General features: G+C 44.5%; 14 protein-coding genes. 3 read left to right on the forward strand and 11 right to left on the reverse strand.

What is annotated here, in order from left to right; all coding sequences use genetic code 11:
* Positions 1-125: 125 nt before the first annotated feature.
* From KDM90_RS02015 to flgB, 3 genes are read right to left on the reverse strand one after another with little or no spacing between them, the layout of a single operon-like run.
* Complete coding sequence (locus KDM90_RS02015; RefSeq protein ID WP_230409552.1) at positions 126-797, reverse strand: flagellar hook assembly protein FlgD; 672 nt, start codon at positions 795-797, stop codon at positions 126-128.
* 25 nt (positions 798-822) lie between these two features.
* A complete protein-coding gene (flgC, locus tag KDM90_RS02020; RefSeq protein ID WP_212673923.1) occupies positions 823-1,230 on the reverse strand; it encodes a flagellar basal body rod protein FlgC in 408 nt (135 codons plus the stop codon).
* A 5-nt stretch (positions 1,231-1,235) separates the two neighbouring features.
* The gene (gene flgB / locus KDM90_RS02025; RefSeq protein WP_212673924.1) at positions 1,236-1,634 is read right to left on the reverse strand and encodes a flagellar basal body rod protein FlgB; all 399 of its coding nucleotides are present in this window, start codon (positions 1,632-1,634) and stop codon (positions 1,236-1,238) included.
* 223 nt (positions 1,635-1,857) lie between these two features.
* Here flgB and flgA point away from each other — a divergent pair, with 223 nt between their 5' ends.
* The 3 genes from flgA (at position 1,858) to KDM90_RS02040 (ending at position 3,515) form a co-directional block, all read left to right on the forward strand.
* Positions 1,858-2,562, forward strand: a complete 705-nt coding sequence (gene flgA / locus KDM90_RS02030) for a flagellar basal body P-ring formation chaperone FlgA (RefSeq protein ID WP_212673925.1) — start codon at positions 1,858-1,860, stop codon at positions 2,560-2,562.
* Positions 2,563-2,709: 147 nt separating this feature from the next.
* Positions 2,710-3,024 (forward strand): flagellar biosynthesis anti-sigma factor FlgM, encoded by a 315-nt coding sequence (gene flgM, locus KDM90_RS02035; RefSeq protein ID WP_212673926.1) that lies wholly within the window; start codon positions 2,710-2,712, stop codon positions 3,022-3,024.
* On the forward strand, positions 3,021-3,515 hold the full coding sequence (locus KDM90_RS02040) for a flagella synthesis protein FlgN (RefSeq protein WP_212673927.1): 495 nt from the start codon (positions 3,021-3,023) through the stop codon (positions 3,513-3,515). The genes flgM and KDM90_RS02040 overlap by 4 nt, the downstream gene beginning before the upstream one ends.
* A gap of 74 nt (positions 3,516-3,589) precedes the next feature.
* Here KDM90_RS02040 and motD read toward each other — a convergent pair whose 3' ends face one another.
* From motD to KDM90_RS02080, 8 genes are all read right to left on the reverse strand, one after another.
* Positions 3,590-4,369, reverse strand: a complete 780-nt coding sequence (motD, locus tag KDM90_RS02045) for a flagellar motor protein MotD (protein WP_212673928.1) — start codon at positions 4,367-4,369, stop codon at positions 3,590-3,592.
* A gap of 14 nt (positions 4,370-4,383) precedes the next feature.
* On the reverse strand, positions 4,384-5,130 hold the full coding sequence (locus KDM90_RS02050) for a flagellar motor protein (RefSeq protein ID WP_212673929.1): 747 nt from the start codon (positions 5,128-5,130) through the stop codon (positions 4,384-4,386).
* Positions 5,112-5,846, reverse strand: coding sequence for an RNA polymerase sigma factor FliA (locus KDM90_RS02055; RefSeq protein WP_212673930.1), 735 nt, complete (start codon positions 5,844-5,846; stop codon positions 5,112-5,114). Before KDM90_RS02055 ends, KDM90_RS02050 begins: the two co-directional genes overlap by 19 nt.
* A gap of 41 nt (positions 5,847-5,887) precedes the next feature.
* Complete coding sequence (locus tag KDM90_RS02060; protein ID WP_212673931.1) at positions 5,888-6,709, reverse strand: MinD/ParA family ATP-binding protein; 822 nt, start codon at positions 6,707-6,709, stop codon at positions 5,888-5,890.
* The gene (gene flhF, locus KDM90_RS02065) at positions 6,702-7,958 is read right to left on the reverse strand and encodes a flagellar biosynthesis protein FlhF (protein ID WP_212673932.1); all 1,257 of its coding nucleotides are present in this window, start codon (positions 7,956-7,958) and stop codon (positions 6,702-6,704) included. Before flhF ends, KDM90_RS02060 begins: the two co-directional genes overlap by 8 nt.
* The gene (gene flhA, locus KDM90_RS02070) at positions 7,955-10,051 is read right to left on the reverse strand and encodes a flagellar biosynthesis protein FlhA (RefSeq protein ID WP_212673933.1); all 2,097 of its coding nucleotides are present in this window, start codon (positions 10,049-10,051) and stop codon (positions 7,955-7,957) included. Before flhA ends, flhF begins: the two co-directional genes overlap by 4 nt.
* Positions 10,048-11,202: a flagellar biosynthesis protein FlhB gene (gene flhB / locus KDM90_RS02075; RefSeq protein ID WP_212673934.1), complete on the reverse strand. Its 1,155-nt coding sequence runs from the start codon at positions 11,200-11,202 to the stop codon at positions 10,048-10,050. The genes flhA and flhB overlap by 4 nt, the downstream gene beginning before the upstream one ends.
* Positions 11,203-11,503: 301 nt before the next feature.
* Complete coding sequence (locus KDM90_RS02080) at positions 11,504-12,718, reverse strand: EAL and HDOD domain-containing protein (RefSeq protein WP_212673935.1); 1,215 nt, start codon at positions 12,716-12,718, stop codon at positions 11,504-11,506.
* Position 12,719 lies beyond the last annotated feature (1 nt).

Below are 12,719 nucleotides of genomic sequence, written 5' to 3' on the forward strand. Positions count from 1 at the left end.
GACATTTCTCCTCTTGATTGGATATAAAGTAACTACTTCAAGCTATTGCAACGCATTGCGCCTATTTCTGATCTTAGAGAAACACGGCATATCAAAGAAAGTTGCGTAATGACGCTGTTATCGAATTAAAAAACCTGCTTTACATCAGCCATCGCAACGTCACCCATGTTCAAAATACTAAGTGTGGTGCCTTGGCTACCGAACGCGACACTTGAAACCAGTCCAAATGCATAGGGAGTGACCTTTAACTTTTGATCTGCCGCGGTTGCACTCACCTCAAAAGTGTAGTTACCATTTGCCGCGTTGGTTCCCGCATCCGTCTTGCCATCCCAAGTCATCGAATTAAAGCCGCCTGTCATCGCACTGGGAGTCAAGGTTTTTACTACTGTTCCACTCGCATCCTTAATCAAGACTTGAATCTTGTCTGCGGATGATGGCAAATCAAATCCGAGTATTGATTTGCCATCTTTAAGCTCTACGCTACTTCCAGGAATAACAACACCGTGACCGATCATGCTTGCCGATTGCAAATTCTGACTACTTTGAAAACTCGCGCTCATCGAATTCATTGTTTCATTTAATTTGTCGATACCGGTGACGGTGGACAATTGAGCTAATTGGCTTGTAACTTGAGCATTGTCCAGTGGATTAAGTGGATCCTGATTCTTCATTTGTGTAACCAACAAAGTCATGAATCGGTCTTGCGCCTCTTGAACCGAATTTTTCGCGCCCTTATTGCCGTTCATTGTGTTCAGCAAGGTTGGATCAACTGTTTGTGTATTAATGGTACTCATCATTATTCCTTTATCAAGTCAACATGAATTAGCTTTGGCCGATACTTAAGGTTTTCAAAAGCATGGTTTTCGCAGCGTTCATCGTTTCAACATTTGTTTGATAAGAGCGCGACGCAGAGATCATGTTGACCATTTCTTCAACCACATTCACATTGGGCATAGCGACATATCCCTTTTCATCGGCAAGTGGATGCTTTGGGTCATACATTAGCTTGGGCGGATTCGGATCCTCGACGACCTGCGTTACTTTCACACCTGTCGAAGCAGCTTCACTAGTTGGCATGGCAGAAAAAACTACCTGTTTCGCTCGGTAAGCTTGTCCATTCGAACTCGTTACACTGTCAGCGTTAGCCAAATTACTGGACACGACATTAAGCCGCTGCGCCTGTGCGCTCATTGCAGAGCCAGATACATCAAAAACTTTAAATAGAGACATGATATTCAACCTTGAATAGCAGTCAACATGCTTTTGATTTGCATGTTAATCATCGTTAAACTTGCTTCATATTTAAGAGCATTTTCCGTAAAGGCATTGCGTTCGACATCCATATCCACGGTATTTCCATCAACGTTTCCCTGGACTTCCTTCCGAAAAGCAGGGGGCAAACCAGCAACCGTATTGGCTTGACTAAAGTGTGCCGCTGAGGTTTTATGAAGATCCTTTACAGCGTCCGTTTTTCCGAGTGCTGCACTCATCGCAGTACCAAAATCAATATCGCGCGCCTTATAATTTGGCGTATCTGCATTTGCAATGTTTGATGCTAGTAATTGTTGTCGCTGCCCCCTAACTGACAGCGCCAACTGATTAAAACGCATATAGTCATCCAATTTATTCATCACGATCTCCATCCATTTCGCCTTTCCGCCATTGCAAACAGCAGACACTAAAATAACAACTAGCGGCAACGCGGTCTTTTCACATGAAACATAGTAGTCCCGTACTGTCGAGTTCAATCGTTCGATAAAAGACCAAAAAACTCGTCTATTCGCACGATTGATTCCCACCAACGCAATTACAATCCTTCTCAACAAAAATTTTTTTTATCAAAGTAGAGAGCGCGACGTGAAAAACTGGTTGATTTCGACATTCTTGACGTTGACACTATTAGGTGTGTCCGCTATCGCCAATGGGCAAAATCAATCTATACAAGAAGATGTTCAAAGACTAACGATAGAAGTCGAAAACTTCTTGAAGGAACAATCTCAGGGTCTAAAAGATCCTTATGTGATTGAAGTGAAACCGATTGATCCGAGACTTAAACTCACACCCTGTTCGGATCTCAAAAGCTTTCTCCCCGCGGGAGCCAAGGTTTGGGGGAAAGTAACAGTCGGACTTCGATGTTCAGCACCAAAGGGTTGGGTAATTTATGTTGCAGCCCAAGTCCGCGTGTATGCTGAATACTTCGTCAGCAAAAACCCACTCAATGCTGGGCAGACTCTTTCAGAAGAAGATCTGTTGAAAATTCGCGGGGAAATCAGCAATCAACCTATGGGCACAATCACAGATAAGCAACAAGCAATCGGCAAAACAATGCTAGCAACGCACCCAGCGGGTGTCACTTTACGTCATGACCTGTTTAAATCCGTCCCAGTGATTCTTCAGGGCCAAAGCATCAAAGTGATCAGCCAAGGTCCCGGTTTTCGGGTATCCAATGACGCCATCGCCATACAACAGGCAATCGAAGGACAGCTCATTAGAGCGAAAACTTTATCTGGCCAGTTCGTCAGTGGAATCGCTAGGTCTGGCGGATTTATCGAAGTTCAATAAGCGGAGTCAATTCGAAACTCAAGAGTAGTAAAAAGATGTTTTTTTACTGTTGCCTAACAGGTTTCTAAAAATAAGGTTAAAGTTTAAAAATAGCGAGCCGTTATATAGGATGTAGATGTATGTCAATCCAACCACAGAGGTATCACCGTGAAAATTAACGACTCGCTAAACTCAACCCAAGGACTGCCAAGTAGCCCTCCGGCGCCACGGGCAGACAAGGCTGGGGACAATGCGAAGGTGTCTACTACACCTTCACACAATGTACAGATTTCACCACTTTCTGTTCAATTGCAAACAATGCAAAGAACTCAGGCTAGCGGTGCAGTATTTGAAGCCAAAAAAGTAGAAGAAATTAAATTGGCGATTGCTGAAGGACGCTTTCAAGTCGATGCCGAAAAAGTAGCAGATGGCTTGCTTGAGACGGTAAAAGATTTACTCAATGCCAGAAGACAACCCACATGAACCCAATTTTGACTAACGCTTCCCAATTAAAACAAATCATCGAGCAAGAAGTGCAGGTGATGCAATCTTTGTCGCTACTTCTCAGCGAAGAGCAACAAGTGTTAGTCAATAACGAGTCAGAAAAACTAGAATTAATTACACCAAACAAGAACCAATTGCTGACACAAATTGTTGAATTAGAAAAAAGCCGCAGTCACGCCATGAATCAGCTTGGCTTGCCTAATGATGCAAAAGGTATGCAAGCACTTTTTTCAGGTGACGCGGACGCGAAGGCTTTGCAAAGCTTGTGGCAGACCTTAATTCAGATTTCAAGCACAGCACAAGAGCAAAACAAAACAAATGGTTTGCTCATCAATCGTCAAATCAATAAAAACCAAGCGACTCTTAGTATCCTCCAAAGTGGAAATAATCACCAAGCAGGTTCTATGTATGGCGCAGATGGTCAATCAAAAATAAAAGCATCCGCAGCACGTGGTATTGTCGCTGGCTGAGTTTACCTTTTCAATCTGAAATGCGTTCTAGATATCCCCGTCTAGACCCGAACCATTTTATTCAACAGAACTTACTATTGTTTTGGTGTTGGCGCAATTGGGACGTCGACGGGCGTCTCTGGAATTACCGCAAGAATAGTGATCGTAACACGACGATTTCGAGCCCTACCATCTGCCGTATCATTTGAGCCAACCGGAAATTTAGGTCCCTGTCCAACCGCCGTTATTCGGTTTTCATCAACCCCCGTCTCCATGAATAATCGTGCTACAGTGCTTGCACGCGTTGCCGATAACTCCCAATTTGACGGAAATATTGAATTCTTTATCGGCAGGTTATCGGTAAATCCTTCGACTTGAATGGAATGGTTATCTGTTTTTAAGACTTCAGCAATTGCTTTTAGCGTTTGCATTGAATCAGAATTCAGTTTTGCCTCACCTTGCCCAAACAGCAAACTCGCATTAATTTCAATTGACACTCCACGACTCGTTTGCGTCACACGAACTTTCCCTTCTCGCACCAAGGGTTCAAGCGCCGTCATCAAATCGCGGGCAACATGCGTCATTCTCTCGCGCTCTTTTTTTAAAGGCTCGTTGACTTTAGGTTTAATTAAGGGGAGTGGTTCCACCAATGAAGCTTGGTGCTGCTTTAAATTTACAATTTCACCACCAGGTATCATTGCAGTTCCGAATGCGCCATTCAATGCATTCGATAAAACGCGATATTTCCCTTCATTAAGCGATGAAATTGCATACATAACTACAAAAAAAGCAAATAGCAAGGTCATGAAGTCAGCGTAGGACACAAGCCAACGCTCATGATTATCGGGTTCTTCTTCATATTTTTTACGGGCCATAGCACCAATCCCGTTCAACTTTTAGATTTGTGATTTGACAGACGTTCTTCAACAATGCGCGGACTGTCCCCTTGTGCAATGCTAAAGAAAATATCCGCCAGCATCTCACGACGAACAACTTCTTTTGACACAATCTCTTTGAGTTTGTTCGCAACTGGCAAAAAAAACAAATTAGCCAACCCGACCCCATAAATGGTGGCCACAAAAGCAACAGCGATTCCTCCCCCCAGTTTATTCGGATCGCTCAAATTTTCCATTACATGAATCAATCCTAGAACCGCACCCAAAATTCCAATTGTCGGTGAATACCCACCCGCTGCATCCCAAATCTTAATGGCTTGGCGCTGTTCCATTTCATAAAATGAAATATCAACATCTAATACTTCCCGTAGACGCTCAGGATCAATTCCGTCAACAACCAACTTCAAACCCTTTTCAATAAAAGGATCTTTCACGGTATCAATATAACGTTCAAGACTCAAAAACCCCTCACGCCGAGCGACGACACTCCACACAAGCGCATCTTGTACATTTTTTCGACTTTTATCTTCTGGCATCAACACGATCCATTTAAGCATCTGAACACCGCGAATAAATGTCGGCATTCGGCTTTGCAGTAACACTGCACCGATCGTACTGACCACGACGATAACAAACGCCGCAGGTTGTAATAAAGATGAAAGGTGACCGCCTTCTAGGACTTGCCCAGAGAGAATGCCAACCACAACCAATACAATCCCAATTAAGCTAGCCCGGTCCACGCCCGCTCCCTTAATGATGCACGTAACCGGGCGACAGCCTGGCTATGTAGTTGAGAAACGCGTGATTCGGAAACGCCCATCACCGCGCCAATTTCTTTCAAATTCAATTCCTGCTCGTAGTACAAACCCATTAACAATTTTTCGCGCTCAGGCAAACTGTTAATTGCGTGAACCACAGCATCACGAAAGTCGCCATGCAATAAGTCTTGCAGTGGATCACCAGAACGTTCATCAGTACAAAAGTGATCAAGAAAATGCTCTTTTGTATCTGCATCATGAAAATCTTCGTAGTACAGCAATTGATGCCCGCCACTTTCGCCAAGTAGCTCTTGATAGTCAATTAAACTGAGTTTGAGATGCTTTGCCAACTCAGTTTCCATCGGAGGGCGCCCCAATTTTTGCTGAAGCTCATTGATTGCATTCTCAATCTTCCGCATATTTTGGCGTACACCGCGAGGCAACCAATCACTACTTCGCAATTCATCCAACATCGCACCGCGAATCCGTTGAATTGCATAGGTTTCAAATTGCGCTCCGTGATTATCTTCGTAGCGATTGACTGCATCAAGTAAACCTATCATTCCCGCTTGTACCAAGTCATCAACTTCAACACTGGGTGGCAGACGTGCTTTCAATTGATAAGCCAATCTTTTCACAAGAGGCGCATGCTCAGTGAGAATTGAATTTTTATCGGATTTACCACTCGCTGTGTACATAAAATATTTCGTTGTTTTCTTTGATTCTTACGCAAAAGAAGCTAATGCGAGACTGTTTCAAATCGTAAACCTTGGCTCGCTTTTGATACGATTTTTTCAGCCATTCGTACAAATGCATTCGACGCTTTTGAAAACGGAAAAGCGTCAATCACCGCACGTCCAAGTTCCGTTGCTCGCGTCAAATGTACATCAATCGGTACATATCCAACTAGCTGCAGTTCGACTGCCAAATAACGCCTTGCTGTCATCGATAGATTCGCAAATACGCGCTGCGCCTGATCCGTATCGACACCTGATACAACGATACCGTAGGTGCGCCGGCCCAATTTGTTATTCAATCGTTTTATCAAACTATATGCTTGAGTAATCGTTTCAGGATTAGCAGACACTTGTATAATCAACTCACTTTCCTCGAATGAGGAAATCAAGAACGTGTCATCCGAATTCAAATTGCAATCGACAACAACCAGATCAGAACGACTGGCGGCCAAATCAAATACCTTCGCCAACTCCCTATTTCCCATAGATTGTCGTGCGGCGGAGTGATTAGCTCCTTGCGTAATTCGCGTTATTGATAGACCCGGCGACACTTCCTTAATTACAGCGTCCATTGTACGCTGTTGTCGCGCGACCTCCAACAATGACTGATCGGCATTCAAATTTAACCAAGCGCTCAGACTAGATGAACTTGGCTTTGCATCGACTAGCAAGATCTTCTTACCTTGTTGTGCAAATGTGGCGGCGAGATTAATTAACATCCCATTGCGCTCAGAATCGGGCAATGCAGAGAGAAATGTCAACACGCGTAACTTTGGCATATCCAGCATGCGCCGTAGCCCTTCCGCTTGGTCATATTTAAGCAAAATTAGCCTCCATATTTCCCGAAATGTTTGCATGCGTATTCATCTGCATGTTGGATATGATCAACGGAAGTTCCTCATTCTGAAATTTATACGCAGAAGTTTCGCGCTTCAATTTAAAGGCTCGATCGACCAAATACTGCTTGCTTGCCAAATGCAAATCTTCAGGAACCCGTTGACCGCTTGCCACATAATAAAGATTTAACTTTTGACGAATCGCTATATCGAGTGCACCACCAATTGTTGCAGCTTCATCCAACTTCGTTAATATACATCCAGATAAACCTCCACCCTGATAAGCCCGAACTACTTCACTTAAGGTCTCCCCTGTCGACGTTGCGTTTAAGCACAACAGACGTTTTACGTCGACACCTGCGCCAGACAACATCGCTACTTGTTGGGTGACCATTTTGTCACGCTGACTGACACCAACGGTATCGATAAGTACCGTATGTTTATTCTTTAACTCGGACAAGGCAATTTTCAAATCAGATTCATCTTTGACAGAATGAACCATCACTCCCAAAATCTTTCCGTAAATGCGGAGCTGTTCATATCCTCCAATACGATAGCCATCGGTCGTAATCAACGCCAATTTTGATGGGCCATGGCGCATCACGCAGCGAGCAGCGAGCTTTGCTGTTGTCGTGGTTTTCCCAACGCCAGTGGGACCAACTAATGCATAAACACCGCCTTGCTCAAGGATTTCATTTTCGTTACTGATAGTGGAAAGATTTCGAACAAGTATCGATTTAATCCATTCGAGACCTGCTTCTGACGTCTCAAATTCGGGCATTTTTTCAATTAAATGACGCGACAAACTAGCACTCAATCCGGTCGCGAGCATTTCACGCATCACGTCTGCTTTGTATGGTGCTTTTTGTTGTGTTGTGAGCCAAGTCATTTCTGACATTTTACTCTCTAACATACTGCGCATTGATCGGATCTCATTCATCATCAACGCGACCTCTGCCTGACTTGGCAAGTCTTCGTCTTTTGCTTTAATTGGCGATACAGACGTCGAAGAATTATGCATACCCGCTCGCGGATTGAACTGCATCTGTTGCTCGATCTTTTGGCTCGGCTCGACCGGAGGAACCATTTGTGTCAAAGCCTCATCATTCATGGCCAGAATTTCAACCTGACCATCAATATTACGATTCGATAAGATAACAGCATTCTCACCCAACATTGCACGTACTTTTTTTAGTGCCTCACGCGAACTGGGTGCGATAAATTTTCTGACGTTCATGATTGCCCTCCTACTAGGCTTGTAACTCTTATTGTTTTCGTTTCAGGAAGCTCTGCATGTGATAAGACTTTCACCTGCGGCAAAGTACGCCGTAAAAATCTAGCCATGAGTACACGCAATGGTCCAGGAACAAGTAAAACCGGAGTCAACCCCAACTGTTGTTGATGTTGCGCGGCAATCTCTGTTTGCATCGCCAAAGTATCCGCTAAACCTGGCTCCATACTTGCCCCATCAGCACCGTGCCCCTGCAAAGTTTGCATCAACAATCTCTCTAATTTATTATCGAGTGTCATCACAGACAATTCATTTCCGTTCGGGAAAATTTGTTGCACAATCGCCCGCCCCAATGCAATCCTAACTTGCGCGGTTAATTCAGTTGGATCTTGCGTATGCACTCCGAATTCAGTGAGTGTCTCAACTATTGTGCGCATATCGCGGATATGTACACCTTCAATCAATAGATTTTGCAGAACTTTTTGTATGACGGATAAGGGCAATAAACGAGGGGTTAAGTCTTCAACCAACTTCGGAGATTCTTTCCCGATATGATCTAACAACTGTTGTACCTCATGGCGCCCCAAGAGCTCGGCTGCATTTGATGTAATTAAATGATTCAAGTGCGTCGCGATCACCGTGCCTGCATCAACCACGGTGTAGCCCATTGCTTGCGCTTGATCACGGACAGCAGCATCGATCCAAACGGCAGGTAAACCAAATGCTGGATCGGTCGTAGGAATGCCAGGTAAAGTCCCCGTCACCATGCCTGGATCAATCGCTAAAAATTGCCCCATATTCGCATCGCCAGTACCAATCTCTACACCTTTCAATGCGATTCTGTAAGAGCCTGGCTTTAACTCTAAATTGTCACGAATATGAACTGGCGGTGAAAGAAAACCAATATCTTGGGCGAATTTCTTTCGAATGCCTTTGATTCTTCGTAATAACTCACCGCCTTGGTTTTTATCAACCAATGGAATTAAGCGATACCCAACTTCTAAGCCAAGCGTATCCACCGGTAAGATATCCTGCCAAGTTGCCTCTTCCATTTCAGGAGCTTGGGGAATATTTGATGCCGCAGCAGCCGCAGCTTCATCGACAATCGGCGTCGCATCGATACGTTTCTTAAGCAAATAGCCCGCTCCAGCAAGCGTACTGGCCAGCAAAATAAAAACAAAATTAGGCATGCCGGGAATCAGTCCGAGACTGCCAATAATCGCAGCGGTGATATACATCACTTGCGGCTTTGCAAATAACTGGCTGATGAATTGATTGCCGATGTCTTGTTCACTCGCGACTCGCGAGACGACAATACCAGCAGCTGTAGAAATGATTAGCGATGGAATTTGTGCAACGAGTCCATCACCAATTGCAAGCAACGCATAGATCTTGGATGCAGCGGAGAAATCTAAATCATGCTGAACCATCCCAACTATTAGGCCACCGACGACGTTAATGATCGTCACCATGATACCGGCAACAGCATCTCCTTTTACGTATTTACTCGCACCATCCATTGCGCCATAAAATTCGGCTTCTTGCGCGACCTCTGTGCGACGGCGACGCGCTTCTTGCTCGGCAATTAAACCAGCATTTAGATCGGCATCGATCGCCATCTGCTTGCCAGGCATCGCATCAAGTGCAAATCTCGCACCGACTTCCGCAATCCGCCCCGCACCTTTTGTTACAACGGAAAAATTAATGATAGTCAAAATCACAAATACGACGATACCAACCGCATAATTCCCACCAATTAAGAAATGACCAAATGCTTCAATTACTTTCCCCGCTGCGTCAGGCCCAGTATGCCCTTCCGTCAACACCACACGTGTCGATGCAACATTCAAGGAAAGGCGCAGCATTGTACTTACTAACAAAACCGTCGGAAAAACCATGAAATCGAGTGGCTTAACCGTGTACAAACTTGTCAACAATACGATGATCGACAGCGCGATATTAAAACTAAAGAAAATATCGAGAGCGAACGGTGGCAGTGGCAAAATCATCATCGCCAACATCATGACAATGAGAATCGGCCCCGCCAGCGCTTTCGTGCCCATTGCTGCTAACCATGGAGGGAGTTTGATTGAATTCATACGTTCGCTCCAACTTCATTTGACAATGGATCTAATCCATTCGGTACTTGAATATTTCTTGGCTCCATTGGCTGTACGCCACCAGTCTTGCGGTAGGTACGAAGCTGAAATACATAAGCGAGAATCTCCGCAACTGCGGAGTAAAGTGCTTCAGGTATCTCATCACCTAATTCAGTGTGTTTAAATAAAGCTCGAGCTAAAGGTGGCGCCTCCAAAATTGGCACGTTATTCTCTTTCGCTAGCTCTTTAATTTTTGCGGCAACGGCATCCGCACCTTTCGCGACAACACGCGGCGCACCGTTGCTTCCATCCGCGTATTTCAATGCAACAGAAAAGTGAGTCGGATTGGTCACAACAACATCTGCAGTCGGCACTTCTGACATCATCCTACGTCGCGCCATTTCTCTTTGTTGTTGACGGATTTTCGCTTTGATTTGTGGATTTCCGTTTGCCTCTTTTGACTCTTGAATAACCTCTTGATGTGTCATTTTCAGTTTCTCTGCATACGCCCACATTTGGTATGGTGCGTCTATCGCTGCGATTAAAACTAAACCTCCAACAATTGCTAAGAAACATACTCCCAACATATGCCCCAAATGAGAAATCGATTGATCCAGTGGTTCATATATCAAACCAAAAATTGCGTCTTTCTGGCGTGCCACGACCATCCAAGCAATCACACCGACAAGTATGGTCTTCAAGATCGCCTTAACCAGCTCGATACCAGCTCGAGAAGAAACCAGATTTCCAATCCCCGCAATAGGATCAAGTCGGGAAAATTTTGGTTCAATTGCCTTAAAACTAAACAACCATCCTCCTATCAACAATGGAGAACCAAGTGCTGCCAATAGAAATAGTCCAGCAATAGGGACAAAAGCCAGCAACACATCTTGAAGCGAGCCTACAATTTGCATCATCAAAAAATTCAGATCAAATGCAGCGCTCCGATCAAATGCGATGCTACGCGTCATGCTTTTTGCTAAATGCGCAAATAGGGAGTCCCCATAAAAGTACAGACCTCCCCCTGCAGCGAGCAACACTGTGCAAGTTGAGAGTTCTTTAGAACGTGGGACGTCCCCCTCTTCACGCGCTTTTTCGAGGCGCTGCGGCGATGCCGGTTCGGTTCGTTCTAGTCCACTGTCTTCTGCCATCTTCGATCCAATGCGTGCGCAATATGAAATATTTCCCTGAGGACAAATTATTCACGAAAATGAAGCGTCGATATCGAACGAATAGAGAGGAATATTCCCCCTAATTCATGAGTAAATGGTCAGAATCCAGAAACGGAGCCGCGACGGCGATCGAAAAACAAGGGATGGATCGAGCGGAATGGTAAAGGAGATGCGGATACATCCCCTTCGTAAAAGCAACGATAGATTAATCAGGCAATGAGAATACGCTGCTTAGGAAAGACAGAAAACAGCGTCTAGAAAAAGTCCAGGTTACGACATATTATGCGGCTGCGATATTCTTTGCCCAAACTAGAGCAGACAGATGTGCCTTATTAACATCTTGGGTTGAAATTTTTAAGGTTTCAGCCAAAGATGCAACCAACATACTGTTCAGTTCACATGCTTCTGCCAAAGCAAGGTAGGGCCCATAAATACCGCTACGAGAAACCAAAGCCTCAACGACAGGCTCAGGTAGTTGAATGGTCGTCAGCACTTCTTCCATCGGCAAACCTAATAGCCGATCAAGTAGTGAAAACATCCCGGCAACAAATAAATTTTCTGCCTCGGTCTTCGACATAAAAGGCTGACCGAGTATTTCCGCAAAGCGCCCACGAACAATCGCTGTTTCCAATAAAACAGGTGAATTACCACTCGTACTTGCCGTCGCTAATAGAAGCGACAACCAACGATAAAGTGGACTGTATCCTAAAATCGTGACAGCATGCTTTAATGATTGGACTTCTGTACGGAGGCCGAATCCAGCCGAATTAATATAACGAAGTAATTTATACGCCAAAGCGGCATCACGCTTAACGACCGTTTCCAACTGTTGGATGTCGGCATTTTTCCGTATCATTTCCATAAGTTGAAGAATCGTGGTTTGCGTCGTATTCAAACCTTTCTGCGCAATATTCGGACGTGGTGTCAAATGCAGTTTTCCAACAAAACTCGACAAACCCAACGCTGCACACGCATCAAAATCTTGCCAATTTCCGACATTTCTTGCCACCATTTGCACGTTCGACTGTTTCAACGCCGCATACATTTTGGCTTGAGCGGTTAAGTTGCTCGAGTCCAGTTGCACTTCAAAATGGGTAATCAAAGAAAAAAATGAACGTTCGAGCGCAGAAATATCGGCATTTTTCAAACATATTCCGAAGCCTAAGGCTCTTAACTCTTTAATCGCTGCTAACGAGATTTCGTCACCAAAATAACGCTTTGAAAAAATCAAAACGGTATTTTTAGGCGACAAATGGCGCAGCCCCTCTGCCTGCAATAATCCTGGAACTGCTTCCAAGAATATCAAGCTATCACCGAGTAAAAAACCCTTTTCAGTATCCTCGAGTTCTCTTGCCACAAACGACATCAGATCACTCAAGGCCGACGTATCAAGTTCAGCATTTTTCACATTATTTTGCCATGACAACTGAAATCCAATCACACGCTGAGACGGATCGAGCAGAGGTTCCCTGACAATGAACTTTACATCACTCATA

It is taken from the genome of Affinundibacterium fentianense (assembly GCF_018139545.1).
Taxonomy (GTDB): Bacteria; Pseudomonadota; Gammaproteobacteria; order Burkholderiales; family Burkholderiaceae_D; genus Undibacterium; species Undibacterium fentianense.